Source organism: Streptomyces sp. NPDC058371 (assembly GCF_042723265.1).
Classification (GTDB): Bacteria; Actinomycetota; Actinomycetes; order Streptomycetales; family Streptomycetaceae; genus Streptomyces.
On sequence record NZ_JBHXJC010000019.1, the window covers coordinates 17,547 to 42,533 of the forward strand.

17 protein-coding genes are annotated in these 24,987 nt (G+C 70.8%); 10 read left to right on the forward strand and 7 right to left on the reverse strand.

What is annotated here, in order from left to right:
* The first annotated feature begins 21 nt into the window (after window positions 1-21).
* Window positions 22-1,542 carry a glycerol kinase GlpK gene (gene glpK / locus ACFWM2_RS36190; protein WP_383289137.1) on the forward strand — a complete coding sequence of 507 codons (1,521 nt, stop codon included), beginning with the start codon at window positions 22-24 and terminating at the stop codon, window positions 1,540-1,542.
* 344 nt (window positions 1,543-1,886) lie between these two features.
* On the opposite strand, the gene ACFWM2_RS36195 is transcribed toward glpK, so the two are convergent.
* From ACFWM2_RS36195 to ACFWM2_RS36215, 5 genes are read right to left on the reverse strand one after another with little or no spacing between them, the layout of a single operon-like run.
* On the reverse strand, window positions 1,887-2,492 hold the full coding sequence (locus ACFWM2_RS36195) for an ATP/GTP-binding protein (protein ID WP_383289140.1): 606 nt from the start codon (window positions 2,490-2,492) through the stop codon (window positions 1,887-1,889).
* The gene (locus ACFWM2_RS36200; protein ID WP_383289143.1) at window positions 2,473-6,132 is read right to left on the reverse strand and encodes a hydantoinase B/oxoprolinase family protein; all 3,660 of its coding nucleotides are present in this window, start codon (window positions 6,130-6,132) and stop codon (window positions 2,473-2,475) included. Before ACFWM2_RS36200 ends, ACFWM2_RS36195 begins: the two co-directional genes overlap by 20 nt.
* Window positions 6,133-6,156: 24 nt before the next feature.
* Complete coding sequence (locus tag ACFWM2_RS36205; protein WP_383289146.1) at window positions 6,157-6,552, reverse strand: DUF742 domain-containing protein; 396 nt, start codon at window positions 6,550-6,552, stop codon at window positions 6,157-6,159.
* 9 nt (window positions 6,553-6,561) lie between these two features.
* Window positions 6,562-7,002, reverse strand: a complete 441-nt coding sequence (locus ACFWM2_RS36210; protein ID WP_383289149.1) for a roadblock/LC7 domain-containing protein — start codon at window positions 7,000-7,002, stop codon at window positions 6,562-6,564.
* Entirely contained in the window at window positions 6,999-10,022 is a 3,024-nt protein-coding gene (locus ACFWM2_RS36215) for a nitrate- and nitrite sensing domain-containing protein (protein WP_383289152.1), read from the reverse strand. The genes ACFWM2_RS36210 and ACFWM2_RS36215 overlap by 4 nt, the downstream gene beginning before the upstream one ends.
* An 853-nt stretch (window positions 10,023-10,875) precedes the next feature.
* On the opposite strand from ACFWM2_RS36215, the gene ACFWM2_RS36220 reads away from it, so the two are divergent.
* Window positions 10,876-11,352 carry a hypothetical protein gene (locus ACFWM2_RS36220; protein WP_383289423.1) on the forward strand — a complete coding sequence of 159 codons (477 nt, stop codon included), beginning with the start codon at window positions 10,876-10,878 and terminating at the stop codon, window positions 11,350-11,352.
* Window positions 11,353-11,806: 454 nt separating this feature from the next.
* Here ACFWM2_RS36220 and ACFWM2_RS36225 read toward each other — a convergent pair whose 3' ends face one another.
* Together ACFWM2_RS36225 and ACFWM2_RS36230 are read right to left on the reverse strand one after the other, a co-directional pair.
* Window positions 11,807-13,075, reverse strand: coding sequence for an NAD(P)/FAD-dependent oxidoreductase (locus ACFWM2_RS36225; protein ID WP_383289155.1), 1,269 nt, complete (start codon window positions 13,073-13,075; stop codon window positions 11,807-11,809).
* A gap of 310 nt (window positions 13,076-13,385) precedes the next feature.
* Window positions 13,386-13,706 carry a bifunctional 3-phenylpropionate/cinnamic acid dioxygenase ferredoxin subunit gene (locus ACFWM2_RS36230; protein WP_383289158.1) on the reverse strand — a complete coding sequence of 107 codons (321 nt, stop codon included), beginning with the start codon at window positions 13,704-13,706 and terminating at the stop codon, window positions 13,386-13,388.
* 213 nt (window positions 13,707-13,919) lie between these two features.
* Here ACFWM2_RS36230 and ACFWM2_RS36235 point away from each other — a divergent pair, with 213 nt between their 5' ends.
* The 8 genes from ACFWM2_RS36235 to ACFWM2_RS36270 all read left to right on the forward strand — a co-directional run bounded on the left by ACFWM2_RS36235 (window position 13,920) and on the right by ACFWM2_RS36270 (window position 24,987).
* Window positions 13,920-14,738: an IclR family transcriptional regulator gene (locus tag ACFWM2_RS36235; RefSeq protein WP_383289161.1), complete on the forward strand. Its 819-nt coding sequence runs from the start codon at window positions 13,920-13,922 to the stop codon at window positions 14,736-14,738.
* A 358-nt stretch (window positions 14,739-15,096) separates the two neighbouring features.
* The gene (locus ACFWM2_RS36240) at window positions 15,097-16,182 is read left to right on the forward strand and encodes an S-(hydroxymethyl)mycothiol dehydrogenase (protein WP_383289164.1); all 1,086 of its coding nucleotides are present in this window, start codon (window positions 15,097-15,099) and stop codon (window positions 16,180-16,182) included.
* Window positions 16,179-16,835: an MBL fold metallo-hydrolase gene (locus ACFWM2_RS36245; RefSeq protein ID WP_383289167.1), complete on the forward strand. Its 657-nt coding sequence runs from the start codon at window positions 16,179-16,181 to the stop codon at window positions 16,833-16,835. Before ACFWM2_RS36240 ends, ACFWM2_RS36245 begins: the two co-directional genes overlap by 4 nt.
* 124 nt (window positions 16,836-16,959) lie before the next feature.
* Window positions 16,960-19,431: an FAD-dependent oxidoreductase gene (locus ACFWM2_RS36250; RefSeq protein ID WP_383289170.1), complete on the forward strand. Its 2,472-nt coding sequence runs from the start codon at window positions 16,960-16,962 to the stop codon at window positions 19,429-19,431.
* Between the two features lie 137 nt (window positions 19,432-19,568).
* Window positions 19,569-20,723 (forward strand): N-methyl-L-tryptophan oxidase, encoded by a 1,155-nt coding sequence (gene solA, locus ACFWM2_RS36255; protein WP_383289173.1) that lies wholly within the window; start codon window positions 19,569-19,571, stop codon window positions 20,721-20,723.
* Between the two features lie 11 nt (window positions 20,724-20,734).
* Window positions 20,735-21,880 carry an aromatic ring-hydroxylating dioxygenase subunit alpha gene (locus ACFWM2_RS36260; protein WP_383289176.1) on the forward strand — a complete coding sequence of 382 codons (1,146 nt, stop codon included), beginning with the start codon at window positions 20,735-20,737 and terminating at the stop codon, window positions 21,878-21,880.
* Window positions 21,873-23,357 carry an aldehyde dehydrogenase family protein gene (locus ACFWM2_RS36265; protein WP_383289179.1) on the forward strand — a complete coding sequence of 495 codons (1,485 nt, stop codon included), beginning with the start codon at window positions 21,873-21,875 and terminating at the stop codon, window positions 23,355-23,357. The genes ACFWM2_RS36260 and ACFWM2_RS36265 overlap by 8 nt, the downstream gene beginning before the upstream one ends.
* Before the next feature lie 70 nt (window positions 23,358-23,427).
* Window positions 23,428-24,987 carry an APC family permease gene (locus tag ACFWM2_RS36270; RefSeq protein ID WP_383289182.1) on the forward strand — a complete coding sequence of 520 codons (1,560 nt, stop codon included), beginning with the start codon at window positions 23,428-23,430 and terminating at the stop codon, window positions 24,985-24,987.

A 24,987-nucleotide genomic window follows, 5' to 3' on the forward strand; every position in this document is an offset into this window, starting at 1 on the left:
CCGAGCGACCAAGGGGTATCCATGCCGGACAACGCCGAGAAGTACGTCGCCGCAATCGACCAGGGCACCACCTCGAGCCGCTGCATCATCTTCAACCGGGCCGGCGCGATCGTCGCCGTCGACCAGCGTGAGCACCGCCAGATCTTCCCCAAGCCGGGGTGGGTGGAACACGACGCCACCGAGATCTGGTCCAAGGTGCAGGCCGTGGTCGCCGGCGCGATCGCCAAGGCCGGCCTGCGCGCCGATCAGCTCAGCGCGCTGGGCATCACCAACCAGCGTGAGACGACGGTCCTTTGGGACCGCGCCACCGGCAAGCCCGTGCACAACGCCATCGTGTGGCAGGACACCCGCACCTCGGCGCTCTGCAACGAACTGGGCGGCTCCGACGGCCAGGACCGCTTCCGCGAGCAGACCGGCCTGCCGCTGGCCAGCTACTTCTCCGGGCCCAAGGCGGCCTGGCTGCTGGACAACGTGCCGGGGCTGCGCGCGCGTGCCGAGCGTGGCGAGATCGCCTTCGGCACGATCGACTCCTGGCTGATCTGGAACCTTACCGGCGGCACGGACGGCGGGCGGCACGTCACCGACGTGACCAACGCCGGCCGCACCATGCTGATGAACCTGGAGACACTCCAGTGGGACCCGTCCATCCTCTCCGCGATGAACGTCCCGGAAGCGGTCCTGCCCGAGATCAGGTCGTCCGCCGAGGTGTACGGCACCGCCGTGGGCCAGCTCTCGGGCGTACCCGTCGCATCAGCGCTCGGGGACCAGCAGGCGGCGGTGTTCGGACAGGCCTGCTACGACGTGGGCACGGCGAAGAACACCTACGGCACGGGCAGCTTCCTGCTGCTCAACACGGGCAACCGGCCCGTCGCCTCGAAGAACGGGCTGCTGACGACCATGGGCTACAAGATCGGCGGTGAAGCGCCCGTCTACTGCCTCGAAGGGTCGATCGCGATCACCGGCGCCCTGGTCCAGTGGTTCCGCGACCAGCTCGGCATCATCCGCACCGCGGACGAGATCGAGACCCTGGCGGCGAGCGTCGACGACAACGGGGGCGCGTACATCGTGCCCGCCTTCTCGGGCCTGTACGCGCCGTACTGGCGCTCCGACGCGCGCGGGGTCATCACCGGGCTCACGCGGTACGTCACGAAGGCGCACCTGGCCCGTGCGGTCCTGGAGGCGACCAGCTGGCAGACCCGCGAGGTCGTGGACGCCATGTACCAGGACTCCGGGGTGCGGATCACCACCCTGAAGGTGGACGGCGGCATGACCAAGAACAACCTCCTGATGCAGCACCAGGCGGACGTCCTCGGGGTGCCGGTGATCCGCCCGAAGGTGTCCGAGACGACCTGCCTCGGCGCCGCGTACGCGGCCGGGCTCGCGACCGGGGTCTGGAACGACCTCGACGAGCTCAAGTCGCACTGGCAGAAGGACGTCGAGTGGACGCCCTCCATGGAGGCCGCCGAGCGCGACCGTGAGTACCACAACTGGCACAAGGCGGTCGAGAAGAGCTTCGGCTGGCACGAGGAGGACGTGAGCTGAGGGAGGTGCACGCGCGCGTGCGTTCCCTGAGGGAGGCACGCGCAGGAGGCACGCGCACGTGCGTTCCTGGGCGGGGCCGCGCGCGTGAACCGTTCGGCGGTCTCGCGCGTGAACCATTCGTAGGGGCAGGCCCGTGACCCACTCGTAGGACACACGCGCGTGCACCTCTTGTGCGTCACACGGGCGTGCATCGTGCGTACGCCACGCGCGCGTGCGCCTCGTACGTCACACACGCGCACGTCCCGCGTGGCCGTGCGTGTCGGGACCGCGGCCCGTACCCCAGTCGGCGGGGGTACGGGCCGTACCCGGCTGCCTCTGCCCCCGTGGGCAGGGGCAGCCGCCCGTCAGGTGGTGACGCTCTGGCGGCGTTCGGCCGCCTGTGCCATCGCGTGCTGCACGACCCCGATGAGGACCTCCTTGGCCGATTCGCGGTCCCGCGCGTCGCAGAGCACGATCGGCACGTCGTCGTCCAGGTCGAGGGCCTGCCGAACGTTCTCCGCCGGGTAACGGGTCGCCCCTTCGAAACAGTTGACGCCCATCACAAAGGGTATGGAGCGCCGCTCGAAGTAGTCGACGGCGGCGAAGCAGTCCTCCAGGCGGCGGGTGTCGGCGAGCACAATCGCGCCGAGCGCGCCGGTGGCGAGCTCGTCCCACAGGAACCAGAAGCGGTCCTGTCCGGGGGTCCCGAAGAGGTACAGCACCAGGTCCTCGCGGAGGGTGATGCGGCCGAAGTCCATGGCCACGGTGGTGGTGTTCTTGCCCTCCACCCCACTGATGTCGTCGACAGGACGGCCCGCCTCGGTGAGCACCTCCTCCGTCCGCAACGGCTTGATCTCACTGACCGCGCCGACCAGGGTCGTCTTCCCCACCCCGAAACCACCGGCCACGAGGATCTTGAGCGTGACAGGCTCGACCGGGGGCTTGCCGCGCTCAGTACGCCCGAAGATCATCGATCTCTTCTCCTGCTTCGCTGGTGTCGGGCGGTGGCGGACCGTATCCGCCGCCGCCGGGGGTTTCGATGACTAGTACGTCTCCGGGGCCGACCTCCACCGAATCACTTCCGCCAAGTTCGGTGACCGTGCCGTCGGCGTGCTCCACGCTGTTCGCGCCGAGCGCTCCGGGCCGGCCGCCCGCCATGCCGTAGGGCGGGACCCTGCGGTGCTGGGAGAGCGTGGAGACGGTCATGGGCTCCTGGAAGCGCAGTCGGCGCACAGCGCCGTCGCCGCCCCGCCAGCGCCCGGCGCCGCCGCTGCCGCGGCGCACCGCGAACTCGTCGAGCAGGACGGGCAGTCGCCACTCGAGGACCTCGGGGTCGGTGAGCCGCGAGTTGGTCATATGGGTCTGGACGACGGGTGCGCCGGGGAAGCCGTCGCCCGCGCCGGAACCCGAGGCGATGGTCTCGTAGTACTGGTGGTGGTCGTTGCCGAAGGTGACGTTGTTCATGGTGCCGGACCCCTCGGCCTGGACTCCCAGGGCCGCGTACAGGGCTCCCGTGATCGCCTGCGAGGTCTCGACGTTGCCCGCCACGACCGCTGCGGGCGGCTCGGGGGCCAGCATCGAACCGGGCGGGACGACGATGTCGAGGGGGCGCAGACAGCCGTCGTTGAGCGGGATGTCGTCGTCGACCAGGGTCCGGAAGACGTACAGGACCGCGGCGTTGACCACCGCGAACGGCGCGTTGTAGTTGGTGGCGAGCTGCGGGGACGTGCCGGTGAAGTCGACGGTGGCGGAGCGTTGTCCACGGTTCACCGAGACGCGGACCCGGATGACAGCACCCGAGTCGGTCTCGTAGGCGAACTCACCGTCTTCCAGGGTGTCGATGACGCGCCGTACCGCTTCCTCGGCGTTGTCCTGGACGTGCTTCATGTACGCCTGGACGACGTCGAGTCCGAAGCTCTCGATCATGTGGGCGACTTCGTCGACGCCCTTCTGGTTGGCGGCGATCTGGGCGCGCAGGTCGGCGAGGTTGGTCGTCGGATTGCGTGAGGGGTAGGGCGCCTCGGTGAGCAGGGCCAGGGTCGCGGCCTCGCGGAACGTGCCGCCCTCGGCGAGCAGCCAGTTGTCGAAGAGGATGCCCTCTTCGTCGATCGTGCGGCTGTCGGCCGGCATGGAGCCCGGCGCGATCCCGCCGATCTCGGCGTGGTGGCCGCGCGAGGCGACGTAGAACAGGATCCGCTCACTCTCCGTGTCGAAGACCGGAGTGATGACGGTGACGTCGGGGAGGTGGGTGCCGCCGTGGTACGGGTCGTTGACCGCGTACGTGTCGCCCGGGCGCATGCTGTCGCCGCGACGGCGGATGACCTCCTGGACACTCGTCCCCATCGAGCCCAAGTGCACTGGAATATGGGGGGCGTTGGCCACGAGGCTGCCATCGGGGTCGAAGAGTGCGCAGGAGAAGTCCAGGCGCTCCTTGATGTTGACCGACTGGGCGGTGGACTCCAGCCGGGCACCCATCTGTTCGGCGATGGACATGAAGAGGTTGTTGAAGACCTCCAGCAGAACAGGGTCCGCTTCTGTGCCGAGATCGGAACTCTGTGTAATCGCCGCGCGTTCCATGACCAGATGCCCGTCGTCGGTCGTCGCGGCCCGCCAGCCGTCGTCGACGACGGTCGTCGAGCCGGCCTCCGTGATGATCGCGGGTCCGGTGACGGTCTCGCCGGGCGGCAGTTCCGCGCGGCGGTGCAGGGGTACGTCGCGCCAGGCGCCGCCCGTGTAAAGGCTGATCGTCTCCGGGGTCGAGGGGCCGCCGTGCGGTGCGGCGGGGTCGTCGGAGGCGGCCAGGGCGGAGAGGTCGGGGGGCTCGGTGAGACCCGTGGCTTCCACGGAAAGCGCTTCGACGACGATCGGGCGCTCGAGGATGAAGGAGTAGGTGGCGCGATGGCGGTCTTCGAAGGCGTGGGTCATGGTGTCGGGCTCGGTGAGTTCGACGATGAGTGCCGTGTCCGTGCCGTCGTAGCGGAGCTGGGCCCGGCGGACGACCTGAATGCGGTCTTCGGGCACGTCCTCGGCGAGGAGTTCGGCCCGGGCCGCGCTCTCCAGGTCGTCGGCTGTCTTGAGGACACCGGGCATGGCGGACGCCTCCAGGGGCGCCTCGACGGACTGTTCGCGCATGGCCGTGGTGTCGGCGAGCCCGATGCCGAGGGCGGAGAGGACCCCCGCCATGGGCGGGACGAGGACGGTGCGGATGCCGAGCGAGTCCGCCACCCTGCACGCGTGCTGGCCGCCGGCGCCCCCGAAGGTGGTCAGCGCGTACCGGGTGACGTCGTGGCCCTTCTGGACCGAGATCCGTTTCACGGCGTTGGCGATGTTGGCCACGGCGATCTGGAGGTAGCCCTCCGCGACCTGCTCCGGGGTGCGTTCGTCGCCCGTCTTCTCGCGTGTCTCGCGCGCGAGGGCGGCGAAGCGGTCGCGGACGAGGCGGTCGTCGAGAGGCTGGTCCCCGTCGGGGCCGAAGACCGCGGGGAAGTGGGCGGGCTGGATGCGGCCCAGTGCCACATTGGCGTCGGTGACCGTGAGCGGGCCGCCGCCCCGGTAGCAGGCGGGGCCGGGGGCGGCGCCGGCCGAGTCGGGCCCCACGCGGTAGCGGGAGCCGTCGAAGTGCAGCACCGAGCCGCCGCCGGCCGCGACGGTGTGGATGTCCAGCATGGGCGCGCGCAGCCGGACCCCGGCGATCTGCGTGGTGAAGACCCGCTCGTACTCACCCGCGAAATGCGAGACGTCCGTGGAGGTGCCGCCCATGTCGAAGCCGATGACGCGGTCGAAGCCGGCGAGCTGCGACATCCGCGCCATGCCGACGATGCCGCCGGCGGGCCCGGACAGAATGGCGTCCTTGCCGCGGAACTGCCCCGCTTCGGCCAGCCCGCCATTGGACTGCATGAACATCAGCCGGACGCCCTGGAGTTCGTCGGCCACCTGCCGCACGTAGCGGCGCAGCACGGGCGAGAGGTAGGCGTCGACGACGGCCGTGTCACCCCGTGGGACGAGCTTCATCAGCGGGCTGACCTCGCTGGAGAGCGAGATCTGCGGGAAGCCGGTCCGGGCGGCCAGTGCACCGACCGCCTCTTCGTGGGCGGGGTGGAGGTGGCTGTGCATGCAGACGACGGCGACAGCGCGGATCCCGGCGTCGTACGCCTCCTGCAGAGGCCCGGCCAGGGCGTCCAGATCGGGCGCGCGCAGGACCGTGCCGTCGGCGGCGATCCGCTCGTCGACCTCGACGACCCGCTCGTACAGCAGCTCGGGCAGTTCGATGCGACGGGCGAAGATGCGGGGGCGGTTCTGGTAGGCGATGCGCAGGGCGTCGCGGAAACCGCGGGTGACGACGAGCAGGGTCCGCTCACCCTTGCGTTCGAGAAGAGCGTTGGTGGCGACGGTGGTGCCCATCCGGACCGCGTCGATGCGGTCGCCCGGGGCGTCGTTCTCGGCCGAACGGGTGGTGCCGAGGAGTTCGCGTACGCCCGCCACGGCCGCGTCCGCGTAGCGCGCCGGGTTGTCCGACAGCAGCTTGTGCGTGAGCAGCCGGCCGTCCGGGCGCCGCGCGACGATGTCGGTGAAGGTGCCACCTCGGTCCACCCAGAACTGCCAGCCTGTCACGTCACTACCCCGCTTCCGCGCTGCTCAGAGCGCCCGGAGGCCGCTGATCACGTCGCGCAGAATACTCTCGTCCGGCAGCTCGGCAGGCGGGACAGGGCGCGTCACATGGACCATTTCCTCGTCCACGAGGTCGCCGATGAGGACCCGGACCACCCCGATGGGAAGGTCGAGTTCCGCGGCGAGTTCGGCGACCGACTGCGGGGTGCCACGGCAGAGGCCGACGATGTCCACGTGCTCCGGGGACAGCGTCTTGTCCGCCTCCGGGTCGTCCGCGTGGGCTTCCGTGACGACGACCGCGATCAGATCGAGCCGGTGCTGGGCCGGGCTCGTGGTGCGTCCGCGCGTCATGGCATACGGACGGACCACCGGTCCGGCGTCGTCGTCGAACCAGTGGCCTGTTCCCTGACCGTCTCCGCTCATGCCATCCCACTACCCGCCTGCGGGCAGATCGGTGCGTGGAGCGGCCGCCAGATGTACGCCGACTCTCTTCACGAGCAGTGTCATCTCGTACGCGACCTGCCCGATGTCCGCCTCGGCCTCGGAGAGAACGGCGAGACAGCTGCCGTCACCCGCTGCCGTGACGAAGAGGAAGGCTTCGTCGAGCTCGACGATCGTCTGCCGGACGCTGCCGGCCTCGAAGTGCCGGCCGACGCCCTTGGCGAGACTGTGGAATCCGGAGGCGACGGCGGCCAGGTGCTCGCTGTCCTCCCGGGTCAGGTCCTTGGAGACCCCGGTGGGCAGGCCGTCGCCGGAGAGCACGATCGCCTTGCTGATGCTGGCGACTCGGTCCACCAGATCGTCGAGCAGCCAGTTGAGCTCCCCCGACATCGTGCTCGCCCTGGTCTGCCCTGTGGCTTTCGGTGCGGTCATCGACCGTCCCCCTTTGTCGTTCCTTGTGCTGAGCCGTCGTGGGCGTCATCGATCACGACGTTCTCCTCGCGGCCACGCCGCCAGCCGCTCTGGAGCGAGGCCATCCGGCCGCGCACCTCGTCGGCGTCACGCTCGGCGGGGTCCGCCCCGCCGGTGCCTGCTCCGGCGCGCCCGGTGCGCCGGTCGGGTCCGTCCTTCAACTGCGGGGCGAGGCTGGCCTGTCGTACGCGACGGGGCAGCGGGCCCGTACCCGGCTCCGCCGCTCCGGTCGCAGCGTCGGAACTCACGCTCGTCTCCTCGGTGCCGCCCGTCCACGTGCCGGCGCGCCTGCGCTGGGGGAGGACGGGGGCCTCGGGGGGGCCGCCGTGAAAGCGGCTCGCGGAGTCGGAGCGCTCACTCCCGCCGCGGGCCGGCAGCTCGCCGCCGTCGCCGCGGCGGGAGTACGTGTCGGTGCGGTCGGCGCCGAGACGGGCCGACGGCTCCGTGCCGTCGCCGCCGTGGCGGGCCGATGTCTCGTTGCGCTGGGTGCCGGAGCGGCCGGGTATCTCGGTCCGCGCACCGCGCCGGGAGAGCGGCTGCGCACCCCGGAGCTCCGCGACATCTGGCGACTCGACGTCCTCCAGGGGCTCCTCGTCCGGTTCTCCGCGCCGGGAGCGGGAGTCCGTCACCGGGCGTCCGTGGGAGCTGACGAGCTTCGGCGCCCGGCGCCGCTGCGGCAGCGGGACGGGAGCGTCCGAGTAGTCGGTGTCTGCGGAGTGCGCCGGCTCGCCCGGGCCGTCGCCGGACTGCTGGTGCAGCTCGCCCCGGACGCCGGCGATCTCACCAGGTGCGCCGGTGAGTTCACCCGCTGCGTGTGTCGTCCCGTCCGGTACGCCGGTGATGGAGCGGCGCGGCCTGAAGAGGCCGCCGCGCTCGCTGTCCTCGTCGGCCAGGCCACCCGGGAACCTGTCGAGCGGCCCGAGTTCGACGGGCGCCTCCAGCTCGACGGGCCCGTCCAGGATCGAGGCGGGCAGGCCGGCCAGCGGCACGGGGACCTGGGCCAGAGCCGCCTTGCGGTCGACGTCGGTCTCGCCCTTCTTCATGGGCAGCGCGCGGTCGAGACGGAACCCGATGCCGTTCGTGTCCGGGACGTCGTCGGTGAGCAGCGCGTCCGGGATGAAGACGACCGCCGTGGTGCCGCCGTACGGGGAGGGCTGGAGGGAGACGCGGACGTTCTGCCGCTGCGCGAGCCGGCTCACCACGAAGAGCCCGAGCCGGTCGGTGTCGGAGAGTTCGAACTCGGGGGTTTCGGCCAGCCGGAGGTTGGCGTCGAGAAGGGCTTCGGCCGCCATGCCCAGACCCCGGTCGTGGATCTCCAGCGTGAAGCCGTTGGCGACCCGCTCGCCGATGACCTGGACGGCCGTGTGCGGCGGCGAGAACACCGTCGCGTTCTCCAGGAGTTCGGCCACCAGGTGGGTGAGGTCCGCGACCGCGGGGCCGGTGACGGCGACTCGCGGCAGCCGGCGAACCTCGATGCGCTCGTAGTCCTCCACCTCGGCGACGGCGGCGCGGACGACGTCCATGAGCTGGACGGGCTTGCGCCACTGCCGGGACGGGGCGGCTCCGGAGAGGATCACCAGGCCTTCGGCGTGCCGGCGCATACGGGTGGTCAGGTGGTCAAGGCGGAACAGGTCGGCGAGTTCGTCGGTGTCCTCGGTCCTGCGTTCCATGGTGTCGAGCAGGGTGAGCTGCTTGTGGAGCAGGACCTGGCTGCGCCGGGCGAGGTTGACGAAGACCTCGGAGACGCCCTCGCGCAGTTCGGACTGTTTGACGGCGGCCTCGACGGCGGCGCGCTGCAGGGTGTTGAGGGCCTGCCCGACCTCACCTATCTCGTTCCGGTCGTACTCCAGGCGCGGGACCTCGGTCTCCACGTCGACCTGTTCGCCCGCGGACAGCCGGCGCATCACGCTGGGCAGCCGTACGCCGGACGCCTCATGGGCCTCCAGGCGCAGCCCGCGCAGGTCGCGGATGAGACTGCGGGCGATGCGTACGGACATCACGAGCGAGACGAGCAGGGCGGCCAGCCCGAGAACGCCCGCGACGGCCGCCTTGAGGATGACGTTGACGGCCAGGGGGCGGGTCCGGTCCCGATAGCGGTCCCCCGCCTGGTCGTCGAGCTTGCTCAGCTCGTCGAGGACCTGTCCGGCAGCACTGTCCCAGGACTTCGCGGTGACGCCGCGCGGGGCACCGGGGTTCGCGGCGATGACGGACTGTTCGGCGACGCGCAGGGGCGCGGTGCCCGCGTTCTTCCAGTAGCTCTCATAGCGTTCGCTCTCCGAGGAGGGCAGCAGCGCCAGGCTGATGGTGTAGAGCAGGCTGCGCTGGGCCACGAGGTCGGAGACGTCGCGGATGTCGTCGCGGGTGATCCGCCCGGCGACGAGTGCGGATCCGAGGAGGGCGTCCTCCCGGGAGAGCAGTTCGCGGGCGCGGGCGGCGTTGACGAGCGCGCGGCCCTGCTTGTCCATCTCCACGTCGTCGAGCACATGGAGATTGGCCACCAGGATGTAGCAGGGGTCGACGAGCCGGTTGTACAGGTCGAGGGCCTGGGACCGGTTGACGGTGCCCTCCTCGACGCTGCGGCGCAGGGAGTCGATTCCGTCGAGGGCGTCCAGGATCGTGGTGAGGTGTCCGGCCGTGCCGCTGCCCATCTCCTCCTGTACGTCCTCGTCCTTGGCGTTCTTGCGGAGCTTCGCGATCGTCCGGTCCGTGGCGGTCCGGCTGCGCTTCAGGGCCGCCAGGGCGTCGGAGGCACGCGGGTCGGCGAGATAGACGAGAGTCTGACGGCGTTCCTGCTGGAGAACGCTGACGGTGTCCTCGGCGGTGAAGCCGATCTTCTCCACGACATCGGTCACGTTGAACAGCTGACTGGCCTCGCGTCCCGTGAGTACGGTCGCGAAACCCCAGATCGCGGTGAGAGACACCAGCGGCACGAGCAACAGCGCCACGATCTTCCGGCGGATGGACTTCCCGCGAAAGCGCATGGCCTCCCCCAGCTTGACCCCCTCCGGCCAGGGGGCACACATGTGCGTCAACAAACGGCGTGAGCCTACTACCGACACACGGGTAACTCGAAGGCCTGTCCGGACTCACTCCGGCCACGGACGGAACGAGACATCCGTAGTTGTCACGGCATTGCGGGAGATTGCAGCCCCGGATTGGGTACCTGAAGCAGGTACCCAACCGGTCGACATACGTAGCCGGTTGGCTGGAATTCTTCGCTCTTTGGGAATCTTCGGGGGATGTCGTTCGTCTTTCTGTACGGGAATGAGGGGCGGAATCGGCAACAGGCGCCGTATGCCGCGCTCAGGCGGCGTAAAACAGCGCAAGCCGGGCAGCCACTGTTAAGCCGGGGTCTCAAGGCACCGGGCAAGCGGTCTGCCGGTAGTGGGGAGTGACGGGTTGATGGGCACGGCGGAGCGGCTCGAGGCGCTCGGGAGCGGCGTTGCGACGCCGGTGGCCGAGCGGGGGGACCCACAGGCACCGGATCGCGACATTCCGGCGAGTGGGCGCGATTCGACGACGGAGCGGCAAGCTCCCTATGACAGGCGCGACTTGACGAGGACGCGTGGCGCTGCCGCGCAAGGGGACAACTCGGCGGGGCCGGGGCGCACTGCCCTGGAGAGGCACAGCTCGGGGCGCCCGCCCCTGGCTGCCACGGAACGGGACGTCCCAGCGGGCGGTCGTCGAACTCCCGCGGAACGGGACGACTCGACGGACGCGCGCGGCGCCGGCAACGGCACCGACGGACACGACTCGGCAAGCGGGCGTCGCGTGAGCAGGGACGAACGCGACTCGGCGGGCGGGCATCGCGCCGGCAGGGAAGAACACGACTCGATGGGCGCGCGTCGCGTTGCCGCGGAAGGGGACGATGTGGCCGGCGCCCGGTATGACGCCCCGGAAGAACCGGAAGTGGACGCGTACTACCGGCCGTTGTGGATCGAGGAGCCCGCGCGCAGGCGGCGGCTGCCCGATCCCGTGCGGACGTCGGCGGTGCGGGCGGTGCTGATCATCGCCGTGACCCTCATGCAGGCGATGGTGGCCTTCCTCTGCACGTTGGCCGGCTCCTGGCTCGCCTTCCCCATGGTGCTCAGCAGCGTGGCCAGTACGGTCGTGGCCACGTGGGCCGCCCTGGACGTCTGGGTGACCCGCCAGGTGTGGAACCAGCGCCATGGCGTGGTGTCCGAACCAAGCAGCACGGCGCGGGCGCTCCGGCGCGAGCGACGCACCGCCCGTCGGCAGGCACGTGCGACGGAGCGCGCCCAGGAGCGAATACGCCGGCAGGGCGGGGCGGGGCAGTTGTCGCATCCGTGAGTCCTCGCGGGCACGCGGCGAGTCCCGGCAGGCCTACGGCGAGCCCGCGCAGGCACGCGGCAAGCACGCGCCAGCCCGCGGCAGGCACACGCAGGCACGCGGCATCCTCGCGCAGGCATTCGGCGAGCCCGCACAGGCACACCTTCCGCTGAGCGCCGGGGCGTTTGCCACGAGCGGCCGACGGCACGTGTCAGGGCGCCCCAAGCGCCTGTCGCGGCATTCGTGCCTGTCGCGGCCTTCACGCCCGTAGCGCCCGTAGCACCCGTGACGCCCGTGACGCCCGTGACGCCCGTGACGCCCGTGACGTCGTAACGCCTGTGACGGCGTAGCGCCCCTAGCGCCCGCGACGTGCATGGACGCCTGTCGAGTCGCCCGTCGAGTCGCCCAACGAGTCGAACACGCCGCAGAGAGCGGGCCGTTCGGAAACAGCCCGCCCCCGCGGTGGGTCAACTCGTCACAGCGTCGCCGGCGCCGTCGGCTCGACCGACTCGACCGGCTCTGCGTTGCGTGTCAATTCACGGCGTGCCCGCATGAAGGGGCGCGGGCGGTCGACGGAGAGCACGGCCGTGGTGCGACCGTCCCGCTCGTAAAGGGCGAGCAGGCCACCCTCCCCCGGTGCGCCGGCCTCGATCCCGCCCTCCACGACCCGCACCGTGTCGCTCTGATGCCGGCGGCCGGCGAACTGGAGGCGGGCGCCGTACTGGTCGGACCAGAAGTAGGGCATCGACCGCACGGTCTCCGTGGTGCGCCCGGCGAGCAGATTGCGTACGGCCACGCGGGGTTGCTCCGTCGCCGACGTCCAGTGCTCGGCGCGGGTGCCGCCGACACGGGCGACGTCTCCGACGGCGACCACCTGCGGTAGTCCGGTCACGCAGCCGTCGTCGCAGAGCACGCCGTCGTGCAGAGCGAGGGTCGAGCCCGCCAGCCAGGCGGTGTTGGGCGTGGCGCCGATGCCCACGATCACGATGTCGGCGGGCAGGGTCCGGCCGTCGGCGAGCTCCACGCCCGTGACGGCTCGGGGGTACCGCGGCCGATTGCGCGGTCCCGCCACCTCGGGCTCCGGGGTGGTCCGCGAGCCGGCGGCCGCCCCCTTGAGACCGGCGACGCCTGTCCCGGTGACGAGATGGACGCCGCCACGCCGGTGCAGCGCGGCGCACACGGCGGCCATCTCGGCGCCGAGTTGGGGCACGAGCGGCAGCGGGGCGGCCTCGACGACCGTGACGGCGTGACCGAGGGCGGCGCAGGACGAGGCGGTCTCCGCACCGATGAATCCTCCGCCGATGACCACGACGCGGCGCGGGCCCTGGGCGAGTTCCTCGCGCAGGGCGCGTGCGTCGTCGAGGGTGCGCAGGGTGTGCACCCCGGCGAGGTCCTCGCCGGGCAGGCGCCGGGCCGCGGCCCCGGTGGCGATGACCACGCCGTCGGTGGAGACGGTACGGCCGTCGTCGAGGAGCACGGTGCGGCCGCGGGCGTCGAGTCCGCGGGCGCGGACGCCGAGCAGCCACTCGGCGTCCAGTTCGGCGGTCTCCTCCGGGTCGGTGAGGGCGAGTTGGTCCTCGTCGGTCCGGCCGGTGAGAAAGTCCTTGGACAGGGGCGGACGGTCGTACGGGGGATGCGGTTCGTCCCCGACGACGACGAGCCGTCCGTCGAATCCCTGGGCCCGCAGTTCGCGTGCCGCGTACATCCCGGCGAGGGAGGCCCCGACGACGGTCACAGTCCTCATGAGGCACGCCTCCTCGCACACGCGGGCGCAGACCGCAGGTTGAGTGCCCCGCAAGCGCCGAGCCTCTCCGGACGCGCAGCGCAAGCGCCGCACCCCTCCAGGCGCACAGTGCAGACGCCACGCTCCTCCGCGCGCACAGCACAGACGCCGCAGCCCCCCGGACGCACAGCGCAGACGCCACGCCCTTCCAGGCGCACAGCACAGGCGCCACGCCCCTCCAGGCGCACAGCCCAGACGCCACGCCTCTCCCTGCGCACACCTCGGGCGGCAGCCCCCGCGAGACACGGGGCGCTTCCCTCCGTCACAGCGTTCATGCGGCGGTTCCCTCCTCCACCGCGAGGTGGACGTGGATGATGCCGTCGTCGACGGTGACGCGGTGGGTACGGACGGGGCGGCGCGCGGGGAGGCACGTCGGCTGTCCGGTGCGGAGATCGAATGAGGCTGCGTGCAGCGGGCATTCGACCAGACAGCCCTCCAGCCAGCCCTCGGAGAGCGAGGCGTCCTGGTGGGTGCAGGTGTCGTCGATGGCGTACAGCTCGCCGTCGGCGTTGAACACCGCGATGGGCGGCGTGGTATCGAGGCGGACGGACTCGCCCGCGGGGAGGTCGTCAAAGCGGCAGACGGGAATCATGGGCCCCCCTCTCGGTCACGGACGCTGCGTCCGGGACCTTCGGTCCAGGCGGTCCGGAACCCTTTCCAGGTCCGGACGCTTCGGTAACATGATGTTTCGTATGGCGCACGAGGGAGCGCTATGCGCAACAGAATCCGCGCGGGGGTCCCGTCACGTCAAGGGCTTCCCGCAGATGCGGCCCAAACAGGGCCGCCAGGTGGTGAGAGTTGAGCCATGACCCGCACGCAGAAGCAGGCTGAGCAGACCGAGGAGACGCCGGACAAGCAGAGCAGGGGCGCGGGCAGCGCCGTGCAGTCGGTGGACCGGGCCGTCAGCGTGCTGGAGATCCTGGCCCGGCACGGCGAGGCGGGCGTCACCGAGATCGCCGAGGCGCTGGAGGTGCACAAGTCCACGGCCTTCCGGTTGCTGGGAGTGCTGGAGAACCGGGGCCTGGTCGCCCAGGCCAAGGACCGCGGGAAGTACTACCTGGGCGCCGGAGTACTACGCCTGGCGGGGGCGGCGGCAGTACGCCTGGACATCTCCCAGGAGGGCGTTCCGGTCTGCCGCGAACTGGCCGATGAGCTGGGCGAAACGGTCAACATCGCGGTCTACGACGACGACGCGGCGGTCAACATCATGCAGGCGCGCGGCACCGCCTCCGTGACCGCGCAGAACTGGCTCGGCAGACGCACCCCGCTGCACGCCACGTCCAGCGGCAAGGTACTGCTCGCCCATATGCCGCCCACCCTGCGCGAGGGGCTGCTCGCGCGCACGCTCCCGCGTTTCACGGAGCGCACGATCACCGGCTCGTCCGCCCTGCGCAGCGAGTTGGAGGCAGTGATCGAGCAGGGCTACGGGGTCACGCTGGAGGAGCTGGAACTGGGTCTCGCCGCCGTCGCCGCGCCCGTGCGTGCTCACGACGGCAAGGTCATCGGCGCGATCAGCGTCTCGGGGCCGGTGTACCGGATGGGCCCCGATCAGCTGCCGGAGCTGACCAAGCGCACGGTGGCCGCCGCGGCCGATCTGTCGCGCCGGATGGGGTACGGCTTCTAGCCGGGCCCGACCGCCTCCGGGCGCGAGCGCGCCGACTCCCCCACCACGTCCGCCGGCACCTCACGGACCGCGACAGCGGACCGGAAGCACACCCCTACACCCCAGCCCCACCAAGGGAAATCAACCAGCGGTCACCGCTTTCGAGGGCAGCCGCGACAGACCGGACCGGAGCCGGAACACCAGCGCGGGGCCAGGAATCATCCGGCCCCGCGCTTCCGTGTGACGGCCACGTTTCGTCCCGCCCGTTCCTTTTGCCAAGGGTTAACTCCCACCTCTTGACGGCCTCGGGATGCCGTTCTCAGACTGTCTCTCATCGCGCAACCCATCGTGCACTGCGCAACAGCAGAGGAGCTTGGTCGTGCCACACGAGGTCCGTGCCGTAGTCGCTGTCAAAAAGGGCGCACCCGTCGAGGTGCAGACAATCCTCGTCCCCGATCCGGGGCCGGGCGAGGTGCTCGTCGCCGTACAGGCCTGCGGGGTCTGCCACACGGATCTGCACTACCGGGAGGGCGCGATCAACGACGACTTCCCGTTCCTGCTGGGCCATGAGGCGGCCGGCACGATCGAGGCGGTCGGCGAGGGCGTCACCGACCTGGTCCCGGGCGACTACGTCGTCCTCGCCTGGCGCGCGCCCTGCGGGACGTGTCGCTCCTGTCGCCGCGGCCGCCCCTGGTACTGCTTCGACTCCCGCAACGCCGCCCAGCCGATGACGCTGCTGGACGGCACCCCGCTCAGCAACGCGCTGGGCATCGGCGCCTTCGCCGAGAAGACCCTGGTCGCGGCGGGTCAGGCGGTCAAGATCGACCCGGCCGCCCGTCCGGAGGCGGCCGGCCTCATCGGCTGCGGAGTGATGGCCGGTTACGGCGCCGCCGTCAACACCGGCAACGTCGGACGCGGTGACACGGTCGCCGTCATCGGCTGCGGCGGGGTCGGCAACGCGGCGATCGCGGGTGCCTGCCTCAACGGGGCTATGAAGGTGATCGCCATCGACATCGACGACAAGAAGCTCGACCAGGCCGAGAAGTTCGGCGCCACGCACACGGTCAACTCGCGCGGCACGGATCCGGTCGAGGCCGTGCGTGCCCTCACCGACGGTTTCGGGGTGGACATCGCCATCGACGCGGTCGGCCGCCCGGAGACGTACAAGCAGGCCTTCTACATGCGCGATCACGCGGGCGTGCTTGTCCAGGTCGGCGTCCCGGACCCCGAGATGAAGATCGACCTTCCGCTCATCGACCTGTTCTCCCGGGGCGGCGCTCTGAAGTCCTCCTGGTACGGAGACTGTCTGCCCAGCCGCGACTTCCCGTTCCTCATCGACCAATATCTGTACGGGCTGCTGGACCTCAACGCCTTCGTCAGCGAGACCATCGTCCTCGAACAGGTCGAGGAGGCGTTCGCGAAGATGCACCGCGGCGAGGTGCTCAGGTCGGTGGTGGTCCTGTGACGGCGGCCGGCGACCGGCAGAGCCGGCCCGGGGACGACCGGCGCGTCCGCGTCGAACGCGTGGTCACCTCCGGCACGTTCAGCCTCGACGGCGAGACCTTCGACGTCGACAACAACGTGTGGCTCGTGGGTGACGACGAGGAGGTGCTGGTCGTCGACGCCGCGCACGACGCGTCCGCGATCACGGCCGCGGTCGCCGGCCGGCGGGTCACCGCCGTCGTCTGCACCCACGGCCACGACGACCACATCGGCGCCGCCGTCGAGGTCGCGGAGACCGCCGGCGCACTCGTCCTGCTGCACCCCGCCGAGCAGGAGCTGTGGGAGACCGTGCATCCCGGCCGCAAACCCGACGGCGAGCTGAGCGACGGCGCGCTGCTCACGGTCGCCGGTATCGAGGTCCAGGTGATCCACACCCCGGGCCACTCCTGGGGCAGTTGCAGCCTCTACGCCCCGTTCCTCGACGCCGTCTTCACCGGCGACACCCTCTTCCACGGCGGCCCCGGCGCCACCGGCCGCTCGTACTCGGACCGGCCCACCATCGAGGCCTCCCTCCGCAACCGGCTGCTCACACTGCCCGGTGACACCGTCGTCCACACCGGACACGGCCAGGACACGACGATCGCCGCCGAGCGGCCGAACGTCCCCGGCGCGTAGGCGCCTCACCGTCCCGTCCGCGCGCAAGCGCCTTCACCCTCCCCGCCGCGCACCCTCCCCGTCGCGCACCCGCACCGCCCCGTCGCCCGCTATCCCCGTCATCCCCGCCACCGCAAGGAGGGGCATGTCCAGCACGCCCGAAACCCGCCAGCGTGGTCATCAGGTCGTCATCATCGGCGCCGGCATCGTCGGCTGTTCCCTGGCCGACGAACTGACCGCCCGCGGCTGGACCGACGTCACCGTCCTCGAACAGGGCCCCCTGCCCGCCCCCGGCGGCTCCACCTCGCACGCGCCGGGCCTGGTGTTCCAGACCAGCCCGTCCAAGACGCTCACCGCCTTCGCCCGCTACACCGTGGAGAAGTTCAACTCCCTCCAGGTCGACGGCGTCTCCTGCTTCGACCCGGTCGGCGGACTGGAGCTCGCGACCACTCCCGAACGGCTGGCGGACCTGCACCGCAGGGCCGGATACGCCGCCTCGTGGGGCGTACGCGGGGAGATCGTGAGCGCGGCCCGGTGCAAGGAACTCTGGCCGCTCCTCGACGAGTCGATCGTCCTCGGCGGCTTCCACACGCCCGACGACGGCCTGGCCCGCGCGCTGCTCGCGGCCCGCGCGCAGACGGCACGCGCCGAGAGCCGCGGCGCCCGTTTCCTGGACCGTCACACGGTCACCGGCATCGAGCAGGAGGACGGCCGGGTCACCGCCGTCGTCACCGATCGCGGTACCTTCCCGGCCGACCACGTGGTCTCCGCGGCCGGTTTCTGGGGCCCGGTCATCGGCCGGATGGCCGGAGTCGACGTACCCCTGCAACCACTCGCACACCAGTACGCCAAGTCGCGCCCGCTGCCCGAGCTCGCGGCCGCCACCCAAGAGGCCGAGAAGCCGATCCTCCGCTTCCAGGACCGCGACCTCTACTTTCGTGAGCACACCGACCGCATCGGCATCGGCAGCTACGCCCACCGGCCGCTCCCCGTCGACCCGTTCGCGGTCCCCGGCTACGACGCGGCGCGCGCGGACGACATGGAGATGCCGTCGTCGTACCCCTTCACCGAGGAGGACTGGGCGCCGAGCTGGGACGACTGCCGCCGGCTGCTGCCCGCCCTGGGCGAGGCCGGCATCGAGGAGGGCTTCAACGGCGTCTTCTCCTTCACCCCCGACGGCATGCCCGTCCTCGGGGAGTCCCGGCAGCTGCGCGGCTTCTGGCTGGCGGAGGCCGTCTGGGTGACCCACTCCGCCGGTGTCGCCAAGGCGGTCGCCGAGTGGATGGTCGACGGACGGGCCTCCGTCGACCTCCACGAATGCGACCTCACACGTTTCGAGGACGCACAGCGTTCACCGGCGTACGTCTGTGAACGCGGTTCACAGCAGTTCGTCGAGGTGTACGACGTTCTGCATCCCCTCCAGCCGATGGAGCGGCCCCGTCCGCTGCGTGTCAGCCCCTTCTACGCCCGCCAGCAGGAGCTCGGCGCGTACTTCCTGGAGGGGGGCGGCTGGGAGCGACCGCACTGGTACGAGGCGAACGCGCCGCTCGTCGACACGACCGGGGGCGTACCGGAGCGCGACGCCTGGGCGGCCCGCTACTGGTCGCCCGTCGCGGCCGCGGAGGCGCGGGCGACCCGCGAGAAGGTCGCGCTCTACGACATGACCCCGCTGCGCCGGCTGGAGGTGACCGGCCCCGGCGCCCTCGGCTTCCTGCACCGCATGACCACCAACAACCTCCGCAAGAAGCCGGGCGCGGTCACGTACACCCTGCTCCTGGACGAACAGGGCGGTATACGTTCCGACCTCACCGTGGCGCGGCTGGCCGCCGACCGTTTCCAGGTGGGCGCCAACTCCCCCGCCGACCTGGACTGGCTCGCCCGGCACGCACCCGACGACGTGCACATCCGGGACATCACCGCCGGCACCTGCTGCATCGGCGTCTGGGGCCCGCTCGCCCGCGACCTCGTCCAGCCGCTGACCCGCGACGACTTCTCGCACGAGGGCTTCGGCTACTTCCGCGCCAAGGAGACGTACCTCGGGCACGTCCCCGTCACGGCGATGCGCCTGTCGTACGTCGGTGAACTCGGCTGGGAGCTGTACACCACCGCCGACCTGGGGCTCAGGCTCTGGGACACGCTCTGGGAGGCGGGACGGGCGCACGGCGTGATCGCCGCCGGGCGGTCGGCCTTCAACAGCCTGCGGCTGGAGAAGGGGTACCGCGCCTGGGGCGTCGACATGACGGACGAGCACGACCCGTACGAGGCCGGTGTCGGCTTCGCGGTCCGCATGGACAAGGAGTTCGTGGGACGCGAGGCGCTCGACTCCGCCGCGGCCCCCGCCCGGCGGCTCACTCCGCTCCTCCTCGACGACCCCGCGGCCGTCGTCCTCGGCAAGGAGCCCGTCTACGCCCCCACCGCTCAGACGGGCGGCGCCCCGGCCGGTTACGTGACCAGCGCCTCGTACGGCTACACGCTGGGCCGGTGCATCGCCTACGCCTGGCTGCCGGTGCTCCCCGCCGGCACCGGTGTGCACATCGAGTACTTCGGCGAGAAGGTCCCCGCGACCGTCGCCGAAGAGCCCCTCTTCGACCCCAAGATGACCCGCATCCGCCGCTGAGCGCGCCGCGGGGAGAGCCGGAGAAGTGCGGACGGCCCGCCGACAGCGGGCCGTTCGTGACCGGCTCCCCGTGCGGGGCGTCACCCCAGCCACCCCCGTCACCCCACGGAGTTCGTTGAATCCGCAAGGAGGTCCTCGTGTCCCCCACTTATGACGTGATCGTGATCGGTCTCGGCGGCATGGGCAGCGCGGCTGCCCACCATCTGTCCGCGCGCGGTGTCCGCGTGCTCGGCCTGGAGAAGTTCGGCCCGGTCCACAACCGCGGCTCCAGTCACGGCGGTTCGCGCATCACCCGCCAGTCCTACTTCGAGGACCCGGCGTACGTACCGCTGCTGCTGCGCTCGTACGAGCTGTACGAGGACCTGGAGCGGGCGACCGGCCGCCAGATCGCCACCCTGTGCGGTGGCGTGATGGTCGGGCACCCCGACTCGCGGACCGTCTCCGGTTCGCTGCTCTCCGCCCAGCAGTGGGACCTGCCCCACGAGATGCTGGACGCGCCGGAGATCCGCCGCCGCTTCCCGACGCTGAACCCGGCCGACGACGAGGTGGCGCTCTTCGAGCGGAAGGCCGGTCTGGTGCGCCCCGAGAACACCGTGGCCGCCCACCTCCAGCTCGCCACCCAGCAGGGCGCCGACCTGCACTTCGACGAGCCGATGACGCGCTGGGAGCCGTACCGGGACGGCGTACGCGTCCACACCGCCGAGAACACCTACACCGCGGGCCAGCTGGTGATCTGCCCGGGAGCGTGGGCGCCGCAGCTGCTCACCGATCTCGGGGTGCCGTTCACCATCGAGCGGCAGGTCATGTACTGGTTCCAGCCCACCGGCGGGGTGCGGCCCTTCGTGCCCGAGAACCACCCGATCTACATCTGGGAGGACACGGCCGGAGTCCAGATCTACGGATTCCCGTCGATCGACGGGCCGGACCTCGGGGCCAAGGTCGCCTTCTTCCGCAAGGGCCGGATCTGCACGCCTGAGAACATCGACCGGACGGTCCACCAGGACGAAATCCAGGCCATGGCGGACCACATGTCCCGGTGCATCCCCGACCTGCCCGGCACCTTCCTCAAGGCCGCCACCTGCATGTACTCCAACACCCCGGACGAGCACTTCGTGATCGCCCGGCATCCCGCCCACCCGGAGTCCGTGACCGTGGCCTGCGGGTTCTCCGGGCACGGCTTCAAGTTCGTGCCTGTCGTCGGCGAGATCCTCGCCGATCTGGCCGTCACCGGCACCACCGGACACCCGATCGGGCTGTTCGACCCCCACCGCCTCGCCGCCGCGCCCGCCTGAGGAGTACGCACGTGACGACGACCCCCGTCTCCCCGAAGCCGATCTCGCCCAGCCTGATCGCCACCCTGCCCGGCCACTACTACACCGACCCGGAGATCTTCCGGCAGGAGCAGCAGCACCTCTTCGAGTCGATGTGGTTCTGCGCCGTCCGCTCCGCCGATCTCGTCAGGCCCGGAGCGTTCCGTACCGTCCAGGTCGGCCGTGAGAGCGTCCTGGTCACCCGCTCGCGCACCGGTGAACTGCGGGCCTTCCTCAATATCTGCCGGCACCGCGGGGCCCGGCTGTGCACGGAGGAGGCCGGTGAGGTCCGACGCACCCTCCAGTGCCCGTACCACGCCTGGACCTACGACCTGGACGGCAAGCTGGTCGCCGCGCCGAACCTGACCAAGATGCCGGACGTCGACCGCACCGAGTACGGCCTGGTCGGCGTCGCCCTGCGCGAGTGGCTCGGCTACGCCTGGGTCTGCCTGGCCGAGGAGCCGCCCTCCTTCGAGGAGACGGTGCTGGCCGCGGCCGTGGAGCGGCTCGGGAACGCCGCCGCCATCGAGCACTACGGCACCGAGAACCTGGCCCTCGGAAAACGCATCACCTATGACGTGAAGGCGAACTGGAAGCTGATCGTCGAGAACTTCATGGAGTGCTACCACTGCGCCACGATCCATCCCGAGCTGACGGACGTGCTCCCGGAGTTCGCTGACGGGTACGCGGCCCAGTACTACGTGGGGCACGGCGCCGAGTTCGGCACGGAGGTCGAGGGGTTCACGGTCGACGGCAGTGCGGGCTTCGGGCGGCTGCCGGACGTCGCGGAGGACCAGGACCGCCGGTACTACGCGATCACGGTGAAACCGACGGTCTTCATCAATCTGGTCCCCGACCATGTCATCCTGCACCGCATGTTCCCGCTCGCCGAGGACCGCACGGTCGTGGAGTGCGACTGGCTCTACGCGCCGGACGTCGTCGCATCCGGCGCCGACGTGTCGAAGTCGGTCGAGCTCTTCCACCGGGTGAACGCCCAGGACTTCGCGGCCTGTGAACGCACGCAGCCCGCCATGACGTCGCGGGCCTACCGGAACGGTGGTGTGCTGGTTCCTACCGAGCACCACATAGGGATCTTCCACGAGTGGCTGATCCAGCAGCTAGGAGGCCCCAGTGCCTGAGACCACGGACGGACCCACCCTCTTCATCGACGGGGCCTGGACCCGCGCGCTCGACGAGCGCACCCGCGAGATCCGCTGTCCCGCCGACGGTTCCCTGGTGGGGGTCGTCGACGAGGCGGGCGGCAAGGACACCGTGGAGGCGATCGCGGCCGCACGTCGCGCCTTCGACGAGGGGCCCTGGCCGACGACCCCGGCCGCGGAGCGCGGTGACCTGCTGCTGCGCGTCGCCGACCTGCTCGTCCGCGACAAGGGACTGCTGGCGCGGGCCGAGTCGCTCGACACCGGCAAGCGGCTCGTCGAGAGCGAGTACGACATCGACGACATCGCCAACTGCTTCCGCTACTTCGGACGGACCGCCGCCGCCGAGACCGGCCGGGTGAACGAGACCGGCACGGCGGGCGTCGACAGCCGGGTCGTGTACGAGCCGGTCGGCGTCTGCGCGCTGATCACGCCCTGGAACTATCCCCTTCTGCAGACCGCGTGGAAGGTCGCGCCGGCGCTCGCGGCGGGCAACACCTTCGTGCTCAAGCCGAGCGAGCTGACCCCGCACACGGCGATTCATCTGCTGCGCCTCCTGGACGAGGCGGGGCTCCCGGCCGGCGTCGGCAACCTCGTCCTGGGGGCGGGCCCGGAGGCGGGCGCGCCGCTGGGCGACCACCCGGACGTCGACCTCGTCTCCTTCACCGGCGGACTGCACACCGGTCGCGGGCTGATGGCCGCCGCGGCCGGGACGGTCAAGAAGGTCGCTCTGGAGCTGGGCGGCAAGAACCCCAACATCGTCTTCGCCGACGCCGACTTCGAGACGGCCGTCGACATGGCGCTGACCGCCATTTTCCTGCACTCGGGGCAGGTCTGCTCGGCCGGTGCGCGGCTGCTGGTGGAGGACTCGCTGCACGACCGGTTCGTCGACGAGGTGGTCCGGCGGGCCTCGGAGATCCGGCTCGGCGGCCCCTTCGACGAGCAGGCCCAGACCGGTGCCCTGATCTCGGCCGGCCATCGCGAGAAGGTCGAGGCGTACGTGGCGCGGGGTCTCGCCGAGGGCGCGGTCCTGCGGTGCGGCGGAGCCCGGCCGTCCGGGGCCGGGTTCGAGGACGGGTTCTTCTACCTGCCCACCGTCCTGGACGAGTGCTCCGGGGAGATGTCGGTGGTGCAGGACGAGTCGTTCGGGCCCGTCCTGACCGTGGAGCGGTTCACCAGCGAGTCCGACGCCGTGCGGCTCGCCAACAACACCGTCTACGGGCTCGCCGGCGCGGTGTGGACCGGCGACGAGGCCAAGGCCCAGCGGGTCGCGGCCCGGCTGCGGCTCGGCACGGTCTGGATCAACGACTACCACCCCTACGTCCCGCAGGCCGAATGGGGCGGCTTCAAGCAGTCCGGCTTCGGACGTGAGCTGGGCCCCTCGGGTCTCGCCGAGTACCGCGAGACCAAGCACATCTGGCGCAACACCGACCCGTCCCCGCAGGGCTGGTTCGCCTGATCCCACCGCTGTCACCCCCCGCCCGCGCCCGCACGAGCCGTGCCCCGCTCCCCGATCCAGGAGGCCGCTCATGACCATCCATCCGCCCGCGAGACCAGAGCAGAACGACGATTCCGAGCTCGCCGAGTTCGGCTACAAACCCGAACTCAAGCGCACCCTCGGCAACTTCCACACCTTCGCCGCCGGCATCAGCTACATCTCCATCCTCACCGGCACCTTCCAGCTCTTCTACTTCGGTTACGGCAGCGGCGGTCCCGCCTACTGGTGGTCCTGGCCGATGGTCTTCGTGGGGCAGTTCATGGTCGCCCTGTGCTTTGCGGAACTGGCCGCCCGCTATCCCGTGGCGGGCTCCGTCTACAACTGGTCGAAGAAGATAGGCAATCCGCATCTCGGCTGGCTCGCCGGCTGGATGATGCTGATCGCCTCCATCGTGTCGATCGCGGCCGTGGCGCTCGCCTATCAACTGACGCTGCCGCAGATTTCGTCCACTTTCCAGTTCATCGGGGACGGCACCGGTAAGTACGACGTGGCGACGAACGCGGTCGTCCTGGCCACGGTCCTCATTCTGTTCACGACCCTGGTGAACGCCTTCGGTGTGAAGCTGATGGCCACCATCAACAGCGCGGGTGTCTTCATCGAGCTGGTCGCCACCGTCGTCCTCATCGTGCTGTTCGCCGTCCACATCACCCGGGGACCGCAGGTCGTCACCCAGACGCAGGGCCACGGGGCCGGCCAGACGTTCGGCTATCTCGGCCCGTTCCTCGTCGCCTCGCTGGCCTCGGCGTACGTCATGTACGGATTCGACACCGCCGCCTCGCTCGGTGAGGAGTCCCTGGACCCGTCCCGCAACGCCCCGCGCGCCATCATCCGCGCGATCGTGGCCTCGTTCGTCCTGGGCGGGCTCGTGCTGCTGCTGGCGCTGATGAGCGTCTCCAGCCTCAAGGGCGACAAGCTGTCCACGGACGGGCTGCAGTTCATCGTCCTCGACGTGCTCGGGCCGACAGCCGGCAAGGCGATGCTGTGGTGCGTGCTGATCGCGGTCACGGTCTGCGCCCTCGCGGTGCACACGGCGGCGATCCGGCTGGCCTTCGCGATGTCCCGCGACAACAACCTGCCCGCGTCCTCCCTGCTGGCCAAGGTCAGCCCGCGCTTCCAGACCCCGGTGCTCCCCGCCGTGGTCATCGGCATCCTGGCGGTGGCGATCCTCGTGGTGAACATCCGCCAGCCGCAGATCTTCACCGTCGTCACCAGCATCGGCATCATCATGATCTACCTCGCCTACCTCGGCGTCACCGCGCCGATGCTGGTGGCCCGGCTGCGCGGCAAGTGGCAGCCCGCCGGGGACGGCAAGTTCTCACTGGGCCGCTGGGGCCTCCTGGTCAACATCGTCGCCGTGTTCTGGGGCACGGCCATGATGCTCAACCTGATCTGGCCGCGGGCCGAGGTCTACAACGCCGCGGCCCCGTACCACTGGTATCTGCGGTGGGGCGCGGTCCTGTTCGTCTCGGTGATCGCCGGCGGCGGTTTCGCCTACTACTGGTTCGTGCAGCGGCACCGCACCGGGGTGCTCGCCGAGCACCAGCTGCAGACCGCGGTGCCCGCATCCGTCGCCCCCGCGGCGACCGACTGA